Raw genomic sequence first — 15,631 nt, forward strand, 5'->3', positions numbered from 1 at the left:
ACATGCGTACCACTGTGCGGAGATGGCTCACCGCGGGCGCCGCGCTCGCCGTGCTGGCCGCCGGTGTGCTGACGGCGACCGGACCGGCGGCCGCCGAGTCCAACGGCGGCACCCGCGTGATGCCGCTCGGTGACTCCATCACCGAGGGCACCCAGGTGCCGGGCGGCTACCGGATCGGCCTGTGGCAGCGGCTGGCCGGCGGCGGCTACCGGGCCGACCTGGTCGGCTCCCAGTTCAACGGGCCGGGCAACCTCGGCGACCACGACCACGAGGGCCACCCCGGCTGGCGCATCGACCAGATCGACGCCAACATCACCGGCTGGCTGAACGCCTACCAGCCACGCACCGTGCTGCTGCACATCGGCACCAACGACATCCTGCAGAACTACAACGTCTCCACCGCGCCGAACCGGCTCTCCTCGCTCATCGACCGCATCACCAACACCGCGCCGAACGCGGACGTGTTCGTCGCGCAGATCATCCCGCTCGCCAACTCCGGCCAGGCGGCGGCGGTACGCACGTTCAACGCCGCGCTGCCCGGCATCGTGCAGTCGAAGGTGAACGCCGGCAAGCGCGTCCACCTGGTCGACCAGTACTCGGCGCTGACCACCGCCGACCTGATCGACGGCATCCACCCGACCGCCACCGGCTACGACAAGATGGCGGCGGTCTGGTACCGGGCGTTGCAGTCGGTGTCCGGCAGCATCGGCACCCCGGGCAGCGGCGGCGGCACGTACCAGAACGTGCAGCTCGTCGGCGCCGGCTCCGGCCGGTGCCTGGACGTGCCGAACGGCAGCACCACGAACGGCACCGCGGTGCAGCTGTACGACTGCTGGGGCGGCACCATGCAGCGCTGGACCTACACCTCGGACAAGCAGTTGCAGGTGCTCGGCAACAAGTGCCTCGACGCCAGCGGACGGGGCACCGCGAACGGCACCAGCGTGATCATCTGGGACTGCAACGGCCAGCCCAACCAGCAGTGGAACCTCAACGCCAACGGCACGATCAGCGGCGTCCAGTCCGGGCGCTGCCTGGACGCGGCGGGCTACGGCACCGCCAACGGGACGAGGATCAACCTCTGGGACTGCCACGGCGGCACCAACCAGCAGTGGAGCGCGCGCGCCTGACCGGCGTGCGACGGGCTCCCCGGCGGACGCCGCCGGGGAGCCCGTCCGGGCGGCGCCCGCCGCATGACCAGCGGCGGGCCCGGCGGGTACGTAGAGTGAGAGCCATGTCGAAGCCGCCGCTGCCCGAGCCCGCCGTCGCCATGCTGGGCAAGCCGAATCCCGCCGTCATCGCCACGCTCCGCGACGGCCAGCCGGTGTCCGCGGCCACCTGGTACCTCTGGGAGGACGGCCGCGTCCTGGTGAACATGGACGAGGGCCGCCGCCGGCTGGCACACCTGCGCAGCGATCCCCGGGTCTCCCTGACCGTGCTGGACGAGGGGAACTGGTACACCCACGTCAGCCTGATCGGGCGGGTGGTCGAGCTGCGCGACGACGAGGGCCTGGCGGACATCGACCGGATCTCGCAGCACTACACCGGGCGCCCCTACCCCCGGCGGGACCGCAAGCGGGTCAGCGCGTGGATCGAGATCGAGCGCTGGCACGGGTGGGGCGCGCACAAGGACAACAGCCAGACCGGCTGACGGCGCCCCCACGATGTCCGACCCATGCGGAAGAGTGTCGGGCATGAGTGAGCCGTACGACCCGAAGGCAGCGCTGCACCACTACCTGCGCGCGATCCGGGAGAATCTGATCTGGAAGCTCGACGGGCTGAGCGAACGCGAGGCCCGGCTTCCCCGCACCGCGACCGGCAACAACCTGCTGGGGGTGCTCAAGCACTGCCTGAACGTCGAGGCCGGCTACTTCGGGCCGACGTTCGGCCGCGAGTTCCCCACACCGGCGGAGCTGGTCGCCACCGAGACGTTCGACGCCGACCCGCAGGCCGACTGGTACGCCCGCGAGGACGAGACCAAGGACGGGCTGATCGACCTGTACCGCCGCGTCGCGGCGTTCGCGGACGAGACGATCGACACGCTGCCGCTGGACGCGCCGGGGCGGGTGCCGTGGTGGCTGCCCGGCCGGCAGGACGTGACGCTGCACCAGGTCCTCGTGCACGTCTGCGTCGACCTGGCCCGGCACGCGGGGCACGCCGACATCCTGCGCGAGCAGCACGACGCCGCGATCGGGCTGGGGCAGGAGAACCGGAACGTCCCCGAGGGCTACGACTGGCCGGCGTACGTCGACCGGCTGTCGGCGCTCGCCGACCGGTTCGCGTAGGCGGTTTTCCGGTAATGCGGCCGGAAGTTTCAACCACATTTCGGACAGTGGATCGACAGGACCAGCAGCATCGTGAAGCATCTATCCCATGAAGATCCGGCCCGCCGTCGCCCCGCCGACCGCTGAGGACACCGGCCCCGAGCAGCCTCCCGCCGACCGGCCCTCGGACGACCGCCCCTCCGACGAACGGCCTGTGGACGGCAGACGCCGATGGCGGCCGAACCCGGAGTGGACGCTGGCGATCCTGGGCAGCCTGCTGCTGGCGGTGGTGCTGACCTGGCCGACGATGCGGCACCCGGCGACCACCATCCCCGGCGACCTGGGCGACCCCACGTTGCAGGCGTGGCAGGTCGCCTGGTCGGGGCACGCCCTGCTCAACGACCCGGCCAACCTCTGGCACTCGAACACGTTCTTCCCGGAGCGCTACACCTACGCCTACAGCGACACGCTGCTCGGCTACGCGCCGTTCGGGATGGTCGGCTCCGGCTTCGAGGCCGCCGTGATCCGCTACAACGTGCTCTACGTGCTGCTGCACGCGCTGGCGTTCCTCGGGGCGTACGCGCTGGCCCGGCAGCTCGGCGCGAACCGCTGGGGCGGCGCGGTCGCCGGGATCGCGTGGGCGTACGCGCCCTGGCGGCTGGCGCACTCCGGCCACCTGAACATCCTGTCCAGCGGCGGGATCGCGCTGGCCCTGGCGATGCTGGCCCGGGGTCACGGCTGGTCGCTGCGCCACGGCTACCGGCCGGAGCGCCGCCGTCCCGGCTGGGCGGTGGCCGGGTGGCTCGTCGCCGCCTGGCAGGTCACGCTCGGCTTCGGCATCGGGCTGCCGCTCGTCTACTTCCTGCTGGCCGCCGTGCTGGTGGCGGCCGGCTGCTACGGCTGGTCCTGGTGGCGCAAGCGGGAGCGTCCGCCGTTCGGCCGCCGGCTGCTGATCGCGGACCTGGCCGGCGGCGCCGTGTTCGGCGCCGTGACGCTGCTGCTCGGCCTGGTCTACCTGCGCGTCGTCGACCTCAACCCGCAGGCCGTCCGCTCGCTGGACTGGACCAAGATGTTCTCCCCTCCGCTGATCGGGTTCATCACCGCGCCCGGCGACTCGTGGCTGTGGGGGGAACGGCACGCCGCCGCCCGGGAGCAGCTGACCTGGCCGCCGGAGATGGCGCTGCTGCCCGGGATGACGCTGATCGGGCTGGCCGCGGCGGGGCTGTTCGTCTCGTCGTTCCCGGTGCGGCACCGGGTCGCGCTGGGGCTCGGCGTGCTCGGCACCGTGCTGCTCGGCCTGGGCGCCACCCTCGGCGGGGACGGCGACCCCGGCTATCTGACGCTGTCCACGCTCCTGCCCGGCTGGGACGCGCTGCGCACGCCGGGCCGGATGATGCACTGGACCAGCCTGCTGCTGGCGGTGCTGGCCGCCGGGCTGGTCACGGCGCTCGCCGAGTCCTGGCACCGGCCCTCGGCCCACCGCTGGTCCCGGGCCGTGGCGCCGCTGGTCCTGCTGGTGCCGCTCGCGCTGGTGACGCTGGAGGGCGTCAACCGCACGCCGCACCCGGTCGTGCCGACGCCGCCGGCCGCGATGCGTACCGCGCCGGAGCCGATGCTGGTGCTGCCCGCCGGCGGGATCGGCGACCTGAACTACATGCTCTGGTCCACCGACGGGTTCCCCCGGATCACCAACGGGCTCGGCGGTTTCGAGCCGGTCACCCAGGCGCAGACCCGGGTCGCCGTGGCGACGTTCCCCGACGCGGGCAGCGTGGCGTACCTGCGCGGCATCGGCGTCCGGTCGGTCGTCGCGGTGCCGAGCCGCGCGGCGGGCACGCCGTGGGAGGGCATCGAGAACCGGCCCGTCGACGGATTGGGCATCACCCGGGAGGACCTCGATGGCACGCTCGTCTACCGGCTCTGACGCCGCCGGCGCCGGAGGCCCGCGCCCGGGCGCCGGGCCGGGCGGGACGACGCCGATGCGGCTGTCGGTGGTGGTGCCCTGCTTCAACGAGGAAGAGTCGGTGGAGCGGCTGCACGAGATGCTCAGCACCGCGCTCGCCGAGCTGCCCGACGTGGACGTCGAGGTGGTGTACGTCGACGACGGCAGCGAGGACGGCACGCTCGCGGCGCTGCGCCGGCTCGCCGCCGCCGACCCGACGGTCTGCTACACGTCGCTGAGCCGCAACTTCGGCAAGGAGGCGGCCATGCTCGCCGGGCTGCACCGGGCCACCGGCGACGCGGTCGTCATCATGGACGCCGACCTGCAGCATCCGCCGCGCCTGCTGCCCGAGATGGTCGCGCTCTACCGCCAGGGCTTCGACCAGGTGATCGCCCGCCGCGACCGGCGCGGCGACCGGTTCATCCGGATGGTCGCCTCACGCTCGTTCTACCGCCTGGTCAACTGGTGGATAGACGTCCGCCTGCTGGACGGCGCGGGTGACTTCCGCCTGCTGTCCCGGCTCGCGGTGAACGCGATCCTGGCGATGCCCGAGTACAACCGCTTCTCCAAGGGCCTGTTCTCGTGGATCGGCTTCCGCACCGTGGTGGTGGCGCACCGCAACGAGAGCAGGCAGGCGGGGCGGAGCCGGTGGACGTTCGGCAAGCTGTTCAACTACGCGTTCGACGGTCTGCTGTCGTTCAACAACCGGCCGCTGCGCCTGGCGATCTACGGCGGGCTCTTCCTCACGCTCATCGCGGTGGGCTACATGGCGTGGGTGGTCGCCGACGCCGTGGAGAAGGGCATCGACGTGCCCGGTTACACCACCATCATCGTCAGCGTGATCGGCCTCGGCGGGATTCAGATGATGATCCTGGGCGTGATCGGCGAGTACATCGGCCGGATCTACTACGAGACCAAACGCCGGCCGCACTATCTGGTGCAGGAGACCGAACGGCCGGTCCCGGAGACCGGCGGCCCGCCCCGGCTGCCGAACCAGCGCGCCGCGTGGTCCACCGACCGGGGTCCACGTGCGGCGCCGGCTTGGGAGGATCCGTCCCGAGATGCCTCCCGGCGTCACGGGGGCGGGGAATCGATGAGCGGCGAAACCGGCTGAACGACGGCGATCGGTAGGTGCCGATCAGCGCACCATTGTTCTCTTTTCGCAGGTGGCGGGGGGTTGCTATCGTCGCCCGCGACGCCGGAGAACGGCGCCGAGGAAAGGGTTGCGATGGGGCTGATGGACAAGCTCCGGGGCGAGCTCATCGACATCGTCGAGTGGCTGGACGACAGCCGGGACACGATCGTCTGGCGGTTCCCCCGGTATCAGAACGAGATCAAGATGGGCGCCAAGCTGGTCGTCCGGGAGTCCCAGACGGCGGTGTTCGTCAACGAGGGGAAGATCGCCGACGTCTTCCCGCCGGGAACGTACACGCTGGAGACCCGCAACCTGCCGATCCTGTCCACCCTGAAGGGCTGGAAGTACGGCTTCAACTCGCCGTTCAAGGCCGAGGTGTACTTCGTCAACACCCGGCAGTTCACGGACATGAAGTGGGGCACCCAGAACCCGGTGATCCTGCGCGACGCCGAGTTCGGCGTGGTCCGGGTGCGGGCGTTCGGCGCCTTCGCGGCGCGGGTGGTCGACCCGGCGCAGCTGCTGCGTGAGCTGGTCGGCACCGACCCGCAGTTCCGCACCGAGGAGGTGCAGGAGTACCTGCGGCAGCTGATCGTGGGCCGTCTCGGCGGCGCGCTCGCCACGGCCGGCGTGCCGCTGCTGGACCTCGCCGCGCACCAGGACGCGATCGGCCGGCGGCTGGCCGCCGTGCTGACCGAGGAACTGGCCGAGGTCGGTATCGCGATCCCCAAGTTCGTCATCGAGAACGTGTCGGTGCCGCCGGAGGTCGAGCAGGCGCTGGACAAGCGGACCAGCATGGGCGCGGTCGGCGACCTGGACCGCTACACCCGCTTCCAGGCCGCGAACGCGATGGAGGCCGCGGCGAACAACCCGGGCGGCGAGGCGGGCGCGGGCATCGGCCTGGGCCTGGGCATGGCGATGGGCCAGCAGATGGCCCGGACGATGGGCGGCGGCGGCGGGGCCACGCAGCCGGCGCCGGCCCCCGCGCAGCCGTCGGCCGCGCAGCCGGGCGCCGCCGAGCCGCCGCCGCTGCCGGGCCAGGCCCAGTGGTACGTCGGCGTCGGTGGCCAGCGGCAGGGCCCGTACGACCTCGGCGGGCTGGCCGAGCAGGCGGGCGCCGGCGCGCTCGGCCCGGACACGCTGGTCTGGCGTGCCGGGATGGCGCAGTGGCAGCCCGCCGGACAGGTGCCGGAGCTGGCGTCGGTGCTGGCCAGCGTCCCGCCGCCGCTGCCGCCGCAATGAACGCACGTCAGCGGGTGAGTCGTCCCCGCACCGGGCAGGTGCCGGCATGAGCGACACGACTGTCTCCCCGCCCTCGTACCGGTGCGGGGGTTGCGGGGCCAGGGTGGAGTTCGCGCCGGGCACGACGACGCTCAGTTGCCCGTACTGCGGGCACCGGCAGGAGATCGCCGGCGCGGGCCGCGAGGTGCGCGAGCACGCGTACGCGGATCTCGCGTCGCTGCCCCGCAAGCCGGTGGCGAGCGTCGGGGCGCACACGTTCGTCTGCCCGGGCTGCGGGGCCCGGACGGAGAGCGACGTGCTGGCGCAGCGCTGCCAGTTCTGCGCCACGCCGCTGGTGGCCGACGCCGCGGCGGGCGAGCTGATCGCGCCGGAGGCGGTGCTGCCGTTCGCGGTGGACCGCAACGGCGTACGGACGGCGCTGGGCCAGTGGTGCCGCAGCCGCTGGTTCGCGCCGGGGAGCCTGAAGAAGGTCAGCGAGGCGGAGACGCTGAAGGGCACGTACCTGCCGCACTGGACGTTCGACGCGCGGACCGTGTCGGACTACCGGGGTCAGCGGGGCGAGTACTACTACGTCACCGAGACGTACACGGTGACCGTCGACGGCAAGCAGGAGACGCGGACCCGGCAGGTGCGGCACACCCGGTGGCATCCGGCCGCCGGCACCGTCAGCCGGGACTTCGACGACGTGCTGGTGCCCGCCACCACCCACCTGCCCACCGAGCAGCTGGACAAGCTGGCGCCGTGGCCGCTGACCGAGGCGGCCGCGTACCACGGCGACTACCTGGCCGGATACCAGGCGCTGCGGTACGACACCGAGCCCGAGGCGGGCCTGACCGAGGCGAAGGCGCGGATGGCGCCGGTCATCGAGGGGGACTGCCGGTCGGACATCGGCGGTGACGAGCAACGGGTGTCCGCAGTGGACACCACGTACTCCGACGTGTCGTACAAGCTGATCCTGCTGCCGGTGTGGATCGCCGCGTACCTGCACGCCGGCCGCTCGTACCAGGTGCTGGTGAACGCGCGCACCGGCGAGGTGATCGGTGAGCGACCGTACAGCGCCGCGAAGATCGCGGCGGCGGTGTTCGCCGCGCTGGTGCTCGTCGCCGTAGTGGTGGCGCTCATGATGAACCGTTAGCGTCGCCGCGCTGTCGTACGCCCACGGGCCACCGGTATCCGTTACCGGTGGCCCGTGCGCATCGCGCGAGGAGTTTGACCGAGCGGCCGATTCGCCGCCGCGCCCATCCGCCGCAGAGTGAGGGAACGACCACCGGCCGAGCGGCGGAGGGCAGCCCCGATGGACTCACTGCGCAAGACGTCGCTGGTCGCGGGCGGGTTCTACCTGCTCACCTTCGTCTCGATCCCGACCCTCACGCTGTACGCCCCGATACGCGAGGCGGACTACATACTCGGCGGCACGCCGGACACCCCGGTCGTCGTCGGCGGCGTCCTGGAGGTGATCGTCGCCCTCGCCTGCATCGGCACCGCGATCGCGCTGCACCCGGTGCTCAAGCGGCAGGGTGAGGCGCGGGCGCTGGGCTTCGTCGCCGCCCGCGTGCTGGAGGCCGCCGGCATCTTCATCGGCGTCGCGAGCATCCTGACCCTGGTCGCCCTGCGGCGGGCCGGCGCCGAACCGGACGCGCTGGTCACCGGCCGGACACTCGTCGCCTTCTACGACTCGGTGTTCCTGCTCAGCCAGGCGCTCCTCCCGGCCGTGAACGCCCTGCTGCTGGGCTCCCTGCTCTACCAGTCCCGCCTGGTGCCGCGCATCCTGCCGGTGCTCGGGCTCGCCGGGGCGCCGCTGCTCGTCGCCTCCGATCTGGGCACGCTGTTCGGCGCCTGGGACCGGCTGTCCCCGGTGGCGGCGGTCGCCGCGCTGCCCATCGCGGTGTGGGAGTTCTCGCTCGGCGTCTACCTGGTCGTCAAGGGCTTCAAGCCGGTCACGGACGGCACGGTCGCGCCCCGACCGGTCCAGGACGCCACCGTCTGAGCCGGTCAGGCCCGCGCGCCGCCGTCGACCCGCAGCACCGTACCGGTGACGAAGGAGGCGCGGTCGCTGAGCAGCCACGCGGCGGCCTGGGCGATCTCGTCGGGTTCGGCGGCCCGGCGCAACGGGCTGGCGGCGGCGAGCCGCTCGATGATCCCGGGTGACTCCGCGTCCCAGGCGCGCATCATCTCGGTGAGCGTGCTGCCCGGGGCGAGCGCGTTGACCCGGATGCCCTCCGGGCCGTAGGTGATCGCCGCGGATTCGGTGAGGCTGTTCACCGCGCGCTTCATCGCGCCGTACGCGGGCAGCGCGGGGTTGCCCATCAGGCTGCCGACGCTGGAGTTGTTCACGATCGCGCCGGTGCCGGCGGTGGCCCGGATCGCGGCGACCTCGGCGACCATGGCGAGCCACGGTCCCTTGAGGTTGACGGTGTAGAGGTGGTCGAAGTCCTCTTCGCGCACCTGGTCCATCGGTCCGGGCGGCACGATCGTCGCGCCGTTGTTGAAGGCGACGTCGAGGCGGCCGTACACCTCGACGACTCGGTCCACGGCGGCGCGCACGCTCGCCGCGTCGGCCAGGTCGCAGACGACGTACTCGGCGGTGCCGCCGGCGGCCCGGACCTGTTCGGTGACCGCCTTCAACTGTTCCTCGGTCCGGGCGGCGAGCAGCACCCGGGCGCCCTCGGCGGCGAACAGCCGGGCCGCCGCGGCGCCGATGCCCCGCCCGGCGCCGGTGATGAACGCGACCTTGTCTGCGAGCAGGCCCTCAGTGGTTCGTGTGGTGTCCATGCGGCAAGCCTGCGGCCGGGCGCGGAGCCCATCCAGGCACCGGCGGTACCTGGCTACGAGCCGCCGTGCACGGGCACACTGGGGTCGTGGACCGACGTGAGCTGGCAGTGTTCCTGCGCAGCAGGCGGGAGCGGATCGCCCCGGCCGACGTGGGCCTGCCCGCCGGGCGGCGTCGCCGCACCCCGGGGCTGCGCCGCGAGGAGGCGGCGCGGCTGGCGTTCATCTCGACCGAGTACTACACCCGGCTGGAGCAGGGCCGGGCTCCGCGTCCGTCGCGGGAGGTGCTGGCCGGGCTGGCCCGCGCGCTGCGGCTGTCCGACGCCGAACGCGAACACCTCCACCACCTGGCCGGGGAGCCGCCCGCGCCGCCGCCCGGGCCACCCCGGGAGGTACGGCAGAGCGTGCTGGACCTGCTGCACCGGCTGCCGCAGGCGGCGGCGTTCGTGACCTCGGCGACGTTCGAGGTGATCGCCTGGAACGACCTCGCGGCGGCGCTCATGGAGGACTTCTCCGCGGTGTCCCGGCGGGATCGCAACCTGGTCCGTCGGGCGTTCCTCGGCCCGCACCTGATGTACGGCGTGTCGGACGCGAGCGAGTTCGCCCGCCACTCGGTCGGGCGGCTGCGCGCCGCCGCGGCCCGCTATCCGGACGACCCGGAGATGGCCGCGCTGATAGCGGACCTGCTCGCCGGCAGCGCGGAGTTCGCCCGCCTGTGGGCCTCCCACGACGTCGGCGGCGCGCGGACGCTGTGCAAGACGTTCCGGCACCCGCTGGTCGGGCCGGTGACTGTGAACTGCGACGTCCTCGACATCACCGACCGCGACCAGCAGGTGGTCATCTACACCGCCACGCCCGGCTCGCCCTCGGAGGAGGCGCTGCGGCTGCTCTCCGTGATCGGCACCCAGCGCATGACCGCCGAGCGCTGACCCGGCCGCCCCGGCGGACCGTCAGCAGCCGATGCGGGTGGCGCCCATCGCCACGTCGTCGTACCAGAGGGTGTCGGCCCCGCCGCCGTAGCTCTCCCAGCCCAGCTTCAGGTCGGTGAGCTGCGGTCGCCAGGTGCGGTTGTACCACTGGCCGTCGATGTCGTGCGTCGGTACGCCGTCGGCGGTCAGCCCGGTGACTGCGACGCCGTCCAGCCAGGTGCGGAGCTGACCGGCCGAGCCGTCCACCATGAACTCCAGGCAGGCCCAGCGGTTGGTGGGCAGCGGCACGCTCTGCGCCACCCCGGCCGGGCTCTGCTCGGGCAGCGTGGCGTCGTCGGAGGCGCGGTTCCACTGCAGGGCGCCGTTCTGGCCGCCCAGCCGCAGGTCCCGGTTGCCGTCGGCGGCGTCGGACATGGTGATCATCGTGGTGTGGTCGGTGGGCTGGGCGGTGGTGTGCCGCACCCAGATCCGGGCGTACCTGACGCTGCCCAGGGCGCTGAGGTTCTTCGTGGTCCGCACGAACACGTGGTTGCAGTAGCCGGCGGCGCCGTTGATCCGGATCGCGCGGCTGCCGCTGTGCGTGGTGGTGGTGTCCACCGTGGCCGTGCCGGCGCCGGAGCAGTCCGGGCTCACCACGCTCCAGTCGCCGGACGGCGTCGAGCCGGTCTGGTTCTCGAAGCCGTCGCAGAGCACCGCCCCGGCGCATCCGCTCGGCGGCGGGGTGGTCGGCGGCGCGCTGGTGGGCGGCGCCGTCGTGGGCGGCGCGGTGGTCGGGGGCGCGGTGGTCGGCGGGGCGGTGGTGGGTGGGGCGGTCGTCGGCGGGGCGGTGGTCGGCACCGCCGTGGTGGGCACGACTGTCGGCGACGGCGCGGCGCCGTTGCACGGCACGCCGTTGAGCGTGAACCCGCCCGGCGCGCCGCCGGCGGCGCTGAACGTGCCCTGCACGCCGAACTCGGTGGAGCCGCCCGCCGGGATGCTGCCGTTGTACGACATGTTGCGGGCGGTGACCGTCGCGCCGGACTGGCTGACGGTGGCGTTCCAGCCGTTCGTGACGCGCTCGTCGCCGGCGTACGTCCAGGTGACCGTCCACCCGGAGACGGCGGTGTCGCCGGGCGAGACCTTGACGCTCGCGGTGAACCCGCCGGGCCACTGGTTGGGTGTGTAGTCGACCCGGCAGCCCTGCGCCGCCGTGGCCGGGCCGGCGAGCAGGGCCGTCGCGGTGGCCGCCACAACGGCGGCCAGCGCGGTCACCGCCGCCAGGGCCGGGCCGGAACGGGTACGGAGAATCGTCATGGGAAGTCCTTCTGCGTCGGGCGGCGCGACGCGACGACGCGCGTCCGGACGGACGGCGGCGCGGCGACGCGCTCGGGTGGCGGCGCGTCGATGCGCCACTGTGAGAAGTCGGTGCGTACGACCGACGTGCCCGGCTCGGGACAAACCTGTCAGCCGCCGGCGGCCCGGTCGTGCGGACCTCGGCGGCGCCCGCCCTCAATCTATTGAGCGACGCCGATCAATTCAAGCGCGCCCCGGCGCGGCAGCGGTCTTCTTCCCGATTGCTCTGTTGCGCGGCGACGGCGCTGGTCGGCCGCCCGGCCGCCACGCGGGCCCTGTGCCGGGGCGGCACGCGGCACTAGTCTCCTCACCGCAACCCCCGGGCCGCCGCGCCACCGGCGCGGACGGCGGCACCCCGGCGACCGGAGGCGCGTGTGCCCGACGAGATCGACGACTCCTTCCTCGCTCTTCCGCTGGCCCGCCTCGCCGACGCCGCCCTGTCCCGGGCCCGGCAGCGGGGCGCGCGATACGCCGCGCTGCGGGTGCAGCGGGTCCGCTCCGGGCGCACCGTCGTGCACGACGGGGCGCTGCGGGCGAGCGAGGAGGAGACCGAGACCGGCCTGGCGGTACGGGTGCTGCACCGGGGCGCGTGGGGCTTCGCCGCCACGCCCGAGCTGACGCCGGAGGCGGCGGTACGCGCCTGCGACGACGCGCTGGCGCTGGCCCGGGCCTGCGCCGACGTCGGCGGCGCGCCCGTCGCGCTCGCGCCCGAGCCCGCGTACCCGGAGGCGACCTGGCGCTCGCCGTACCGGATCAACCCGTTCGAGGTGCCGGAGAGCGAACGGGTGGAGCTGCTGAGCCACTGGTGCGCCGGGCTGCAGGCACACGAGTCGGTGGCGCACGTGCTGGCCCGCGCCACCGCCGCCCAGGAGAACACGTACTACGCCGACCTGGACGGCACCCGCGTCACCCAGCAGCGCGTCCGGGTGCACCCGCAGGTGCTGGCGGTGGGCCGGCGCCCGCGCGACGGCGGCGTCCAGACGCTGCGCACCGTCGGCCCGCCGGTGGCCCGCGGCTGGGAGTACCTGCACGGCGAGGGCTGGGACTGGGCCGGCGAGCTGGCCGAACTGCCGGCGCTGCTGGCCGAGAAGACGCAGGCGCCGGCGGTGCGGCCGGGCCGGTACGACCTGGTGATCGACCCGTCGCAGCTCTGGCTCACCATCCACGAGTCGGTCGGGCACGCCACCGAGTACGACCGGGCCCTGGGCCACGAGATGTCGTACGCGGGCGGCACCTTCGCCACGCCCGACGCCGCCGGGCGGCTCCGGTACGGCTCGGCGCTGATGAGCGTGGACGCCGACCGGTCGGCCCCGCACGGGCTGGCCACGGTCGGGTTCGACGACGAGGGGGTGGCCGCGCAGTCCTGGCCGCTGATCGAGGCGGGTGTGCTCGTCGGGTTCCAGCACGACCGCGCCTCGGCCGCGCGGGCCGGCCTGCCGCGCTCCGCCGGCTGCGCGTACGCCGAGTCGTACCGGCACACGCCGATGGCCCGGATGCCGAACGTGTCGCTGCGCCCGGCGGTGGACGGGCCGGACACCGCGGCCCTGATCGCGGGCGTGACGGACGGCTTCTACCTGGCCGGCTCGGACAGCTGGTCGATCGACATGCGGCGGCGGCAGTTCCAGTTCACCGCCCAGCGCTGGCACCGCATCCGCAACGGGCGGCTGGCCGGGCAGGTGTCCGGCGCCGCGTACCAGGCGGAGACCACCGCGTTCTGGTCCGCGCTGTGCGGGCTGGGCGGGGAGGGCACGTGGCTGCTCTCCGGCGCCGACATGTGCGGCAAGGGTCAGCCGGTGCAGGCGGCAGCGGCCAGCCACGGCTGCCCGTCCGCGGTGTTCCGTGGCATCGACGTCGTCGACACCGGAGGGCGGGACGGGTGAGCGGGATCCAGGACGCCCTGGAAGCGGCGCTGCGGCACCGGCGTGACGCCGACGAGCTGCTGCTGATCGCGGACGAGACGGCCGCCGCGCACCTGCGCTGGGCGGGCGACGCGCTGACCACGAACGGCAGCGTCCGGTCCCGCCGGGTGACAGCGGTGGCGGTACGCGACGGCGCGGCCGGCGTACACGTCGGGCTGGTCGGGCACGGCGGCGCGCTCGGCGACGCGCTGCCCGGCCTGGTCCGCGCGGCCGAGCGGGCCGCCCGCGACGCGCCGCCCGCCGCCGACGCGGCGCGGCTGCCCGAGCCGTGGCGGACGCCGTCCTGGGCGGAACCGCCCGGCGGCACCTCGGTCGACGCGTTCGGAGACGTGCTGCCCGGCCTGGCCGACGCGTTCGCGGCGGCCGGGCAGCGGCGGCTCTACGGCTACACCGAGCACCGGGTGGTCACCACCTACCTCGCCGCGTCGACCGGCGCCCGCCTGCGGCACGCGCAGTCCACCGGCCTGTTCGACCTGAGCGTGCGCGACGGCGACGACTCGGCGTGGGCCGGTGTGACGGCGCCCGACCTGACCGGACTGGACGTGCCGGCGCTCGCCGCCGAGCTGTCCGCCACGCTGGCGCGGCCCGGCCGCCGGGTCGAGCTGCCGCCGGGACGGTACGAGGTGCTGCTCACCCCGAACTGCGTGGCCGACCTGATGCTCCACCTCTACCTGGCCGCCGGGGCGCGCGGCGCGCTGGACGGGCGTACCGCGTTCAGCCGCCCGGACGGCCGGCTGCCGCTCGGCGAGCGCCTCACCGCGTTGCCGCTGACGCTGCGCAGCGACCCGGACCATCCGCTGCTGCCCTGCGCCCCGTTCACGGTCAGCCGGGGCACCGACGACCTGACCGCAGTGGTCGACAACGGGCTGCCGCTGCGGCCGACCCGCTGGATCGACGAGGGTGTGCTGACCGCGCTCGTGCAGACCCGGCACACCGCCGAGCAGACCGGCGCGCCGCTCACCCCGATGGTGGACAACCTGGTGCTGGAGGGCGGGCCGGACGCGCCGACGCTGCCCGAGATGGTGCGCTCCACCCGGCGCGGCCTGCTGCTCACCTCGCTGTGGTACCTGCGCGACGTCGACCCGGCGTCGCTGCTGCTGACCGGCCTCACCCGCGACGGCGTGCGGCTGGTCGAGGACGGCGAGATCGTCGGCACTGTGCACAACTTCCGGTTCAACGAGAGCCCGCTGTCGCTGCTGGCCCGGGCCACCGAGGCCGGGCGGCCGGTGCCGGCGCTGCCCCGGGAGTGGGGCGACTACTTCACCCGGATGGTGATGCCGCCGCTGCGGGTGCCCGACTTCCTGATGTCGGCGGTCAGCCCGGCGACGTGAACAGCGCGGCGAACCGGTCCAGGGTGCGCCGGTCGTACACGAGCTGTTTCTGCGGCGGGTACGGACGCCGTGGCGGCGGCACGTACCCGGGCTCGCCGCGCCGGGGCAGCGTCCCGTCCGGGCGGCGCAGGTGCGGCCCGTGGAAGAACCAGCAGAGCTGGCCGACCAGCTCGGCGAAGACCAGCGGGTGCAGGTCGGGCGGGTACATCGCGAGGTGGCAGCGGGTGGCCCGGAACTCGCCGCGCGGCCCGAACGTGTTGCCGAACAGGACGTGTCCGAAGACGTCGTGCACCGCCCGGAAGATGTCGTTGTGCAGCAGTTCCTCCCCGCCGGCCCGGACTCCGGCGGGGGCGCGCAGCGGATGGTCGCCGTCCGCGCCGGCCGGTCCGTGCCCGTGGCGGGTGAGGAAGACGTGCAGCAGGCCGGTGGCGCGGACCCGCGCGACCAGGTCCCGCGAGTCCCGGTACGGCTGCCCCGGCCCGGTCCACGGCAGCACCCGGATGCCCGCCTCGCCGATCAGCCGGAACTGCCGCAGGTTCTCCGCGGCCAGCCGGGCGTACCCGCGGGCCGTGCCGGCGGTGACCATCGGCGCGGCGTCGTAGCGGTCGGCCACCTCCCGGCAGAAGTCCTCGTCCAGGCGCAGCGGCTCGGCGGCCAGCCGGTCCAGCCGGACGGCGGGCACGCCCGCGCGCGCCGCCGCCCGGTCGGCGTGGGCCTGGGCCAGCTCGCCGAGACGTACGGTGAGACGGTGGTCGTCGCCGCTCATCGGCCCGGGCG

Annotated in this window: 14 protein-coding genes; 11 read left to right on the plus strand and 3 right to left on the minus strand. The window is 73.9% G+C overall.

What is annotated here, in order from left to right; all coding sequences use genetic code 11:
- The first annotated feature begins 2 nt into the window (after positions 1–2).
- The 8 genes from O7542_RS16375 (at position 3) to O7542_RS16410 (ending at position 8,561) form a co-directional block, all read left to right on the plus strand.
- Positions 3–1,127 (plus strand): ricin-type beta-trefoil lectin domain protein, encoded by a 1,125-nt coding sequence (locus O7542_RS16375; protein ID WP_281604830.1) that lies wholly within the window; start codon positions 3–5, stop codon positions 1,125–1,127.
- 104 nt (positions 1,128–1,231) lie between these two features.
- A complete protein-coding gene (locus tag O7542_RS16380; protein WP_030499597.1) occupies positions 1,232–1,648 on the plus strand; it encodes a PPOX class F420-dependent oxidoreductase in 417 nt (138 codons plus the stop codon).
- Positions 1,649–1,691: 43 nt separating this feature from the next.
- On the plus strand, positions 1,692–2,282 hold the full coding sequence (locus tag O7542_RS16385) for a DinB family protein (RefSeq protein WP_113973288.1): 591 nt from the start codon (positions 1,692–1,694) through the stop codon (positions 2,280–2,282).
- Positions 2,283–2,370: 88 nt separating this feature from the next.
- The gene (locus O7542_RS16390) at positions 2,371–4,182 is read left to right on the plus strand and encodes a hypothetical protein (protein WP_187692477.1); all 1,812 of its coding nucleotides are present in this window, start codon (positions 2,371–2,373) and stop codon (positions 4,180–4,182) included.
- A gap of 55 nt (positions 4,183–4,237) precedes the next feature.
- Positions 4,238–5,314 carry a glycosyltransferase family 2 protein gene (locus tag O7542_RS16395; RefSeq protein ID WP_240925981.1) on the plus strand — a complete coding sequence of 359 codons (1,077 nt, stop codon included), beginning with the start codon at positions 4,238–4,240 and terminating at the stop codon, positions 5,312–5,314.
- Positions 5,315–5,428: 114 nt separating this feature from the next.
- Positions 5,429–6,574, plus strand: coding sequence for an SPFH domain-containing protein (locus O7542_RS16400; protein WP_348651580.1), 1,146 nt, complete (start codon positions 5,429–5,431; stop codon positions 6,572–6,574).
- Between the two features lie 46 nt (positions 6,575–6,620).
- Entirely contained in the window at positions 6,621–7,709 is a 1,089-nt protein-coding gene (locus O7542_RS16405) for a hypothetical protein (protein WP_043325226.1), read from the plus strand.
- 159 nt (positions 7,710–7,868) lie between these two features.
- Positions 7,869–8,561, plus strand: a complete 693-nt coding sequence (locus tag O7542_RS16410) for a DUF4386 domain-containing protein (protein WP_069090016.1) — start codon at positions 7,869–7,871, stop codon at positions 8,559–8,561.
- Between the two features lie 5 nt (positions 8,562–8,566).
- On the opposite strand, the gene O7542_RS16415 is transcribed toward O7542_RS16410, so the two are convergent.
- Positions 8,567–9,346 carry a glucose 1-dehydrogenase gene (locus O7542_RS16415; protein WP_281604832.1) on the minus strand — a complete coding sequence of 260 codons (780 nt, stop codon included), beginning with the start codon at positions 9,344–9,346 and terminating at the stop codon, positions 8,567–8,569.
- Positions 9,347–9,432: 86 nt separating this feature from the next.
- On the opposite strand from O7542_RS16415, the gene O7542_RS16420 reads away from it, so the two are divergent.
- Positions 9,433–10,272 (plus strand): helix-turn-helix transcriptional regulator, encoded by an 840-nt coding sequence (locus O7542_RS16420; protein WP_281604833.1) that lies wholly within the window; start codon positions 9,433–9,435, stop codon positions 10,270–10,272.
- 21 nt (positions 10,273–10,293) lie between these two features.
- Here the strand turns inward: O7542_RS16420 and O7542_RS16425 are convergent, their stop codons facing one another.
- Positions 10,294–11,565 (minus strand): cellulose-binding domain-containing protein, encoded by a 1,272-nt coding sequence (locus O7542_RS16425; RefSeq protein WP_069090017.1) that lies wholly within the window; start codon positions 11,563–11,565, stop codon positions 10,294–10,296.
- Positions 11,566–11,978: 413 nt separating this feature from the next.
- Between O7542_RS16425 and O7542_RS16430 the strand changes: the two genes are divergently transcribed.
- The gene (locus tag O7542_RS16430) at positions 11,979–13,484 is read left to right on the plus strand and encodes a TldD/PmbA family protein (protein WP_043325233.1); all 1,506 of its coding nucleotides are present in this window, start codon (positions 11,979–11,981) and stop codon (positions 13,482–13,484) included.
- On the plus strand, positions 13,481–14,854 hold the full coding sequence (locus tag O7542_RS16435) for a metallopeptidase TldD-related protein (RefSeq protein WP_064447389.1): 1,374 nt from the start codon (positions 13,481–13,483) through the stop codon (positions 14,852–14,854). Before O7542_RS16430 ends, O7542_RS16435 begins: the two co-directional genes overlap by 4 nt.
- On the opposite strand, the gene O7542_RS16440 is transcribed toward O7542_RS16435, so the two are convergent.
- The gene (locus tag O7542_RS16440) at positions 14,838–15,620 is read right to left on the minus strand and encodes a hypothetical protein (protein ID WP_064447388.1); all 783 of its coding nucleotides are present in this window, start codon (positions 15,618–15,620) and stop codon (positions 14,838–14,840) included. The two genes, O7542_RS16435 and O7542_RS16440, sit on opposite strands and share 17 nt — an antisense overlap.
- Positions 15,621–15,631 lie beyond the last annotated feature (11 nt).

Origin of the sequence: Micromonospora sp. WMMC264, assembly GCF_027497275.1 — a bacterium.
GTDB classification, from domain to species: Bacteria; Actinomycetota; Actinomycetes; order Mycobacteriales; family Micromonosporaceae; genus Micromonospora; species Micromonospora chalcea.

Bases quoted from the DNA above. Each gene is read 5' to 3' on its own strand.
- O7542_RS16440 (WP_064447388.1), bottom strand. From the start codon at position 15,620: ATGAGCGGCGACGACCACCGTCTCACCGTACGTCTCGGCGAGCTGGCC.
- O7542_RS16410 (WP_069090016.1), top strand. From the start codon at position 7,869: ATGGACTCACTGCGCAAGACGTCGCTGGTCGCGGGCGGGTTCTACCTG.
- O7542_RS16405 (WP_043325226.1), top strand. From the start codon at position 6,621: ATGAGCGACACGACTGTCTCCCCGCCCTCGTACCGGTGCGGGGGTTGC.
- O7542_RS16425 (WP_069090017.1), bottom strand. From the start codon at position 11,565: ATGACGATTCTCCGTACCCGTTCCGGCCCGGCCCTGGCGGCGGTGACC.
- O7542_RS16380 (WP_030499597.1), top strand. From the start codon at position 1,232: ATGTCGAAGCCGCCGCTGCCCGAGCCCGCCGTCGCCATGCTGGGCAAG.
- O7542_RS16385 (WP_113973288.1), top strand. From the start codon at position 1,692: ATGAGTGAGCCGTACGACCCGAAGGCAGCGCTGCACCACTACCTGCGC.
- O7542_RS16415 (WP_281604832.1), bottom strand. From the start codon at position 9,346: ATGGACACCACACGAACCACTGAGGGCCTGCTCGCAGACAAGGTCGCG.
- O7542_RS16395 (WP_240925981.1), top strand. From the start codon at position 4,238: ATGCGGCTGTCGGTGGTGGTGCCCTGCTTCAACGAGGAAGAGTCGGTG.
- O7542_RS16375 (WP_281604830.1), top strand. From the start codon at position 3: ATGCGTACCACTGTGCGGAGATGGCTCACCGCGGGCGCCGCGCTCGCC.
- O7542_RS16400 (WP_348651580.1), top strand. From the start codon at position 5,429: ATGGGGCTGATGGACAAGCTCCGGGGCGAGCTCATCGACATCGTCGAG.
- O7542_RS16390 (WP_187692477.1), top strand. From the start codon at position 2,371: ATGAAGATCCGGCCCGCCGTCGCCCCGCCGACCGCTGAGGACACCGGC.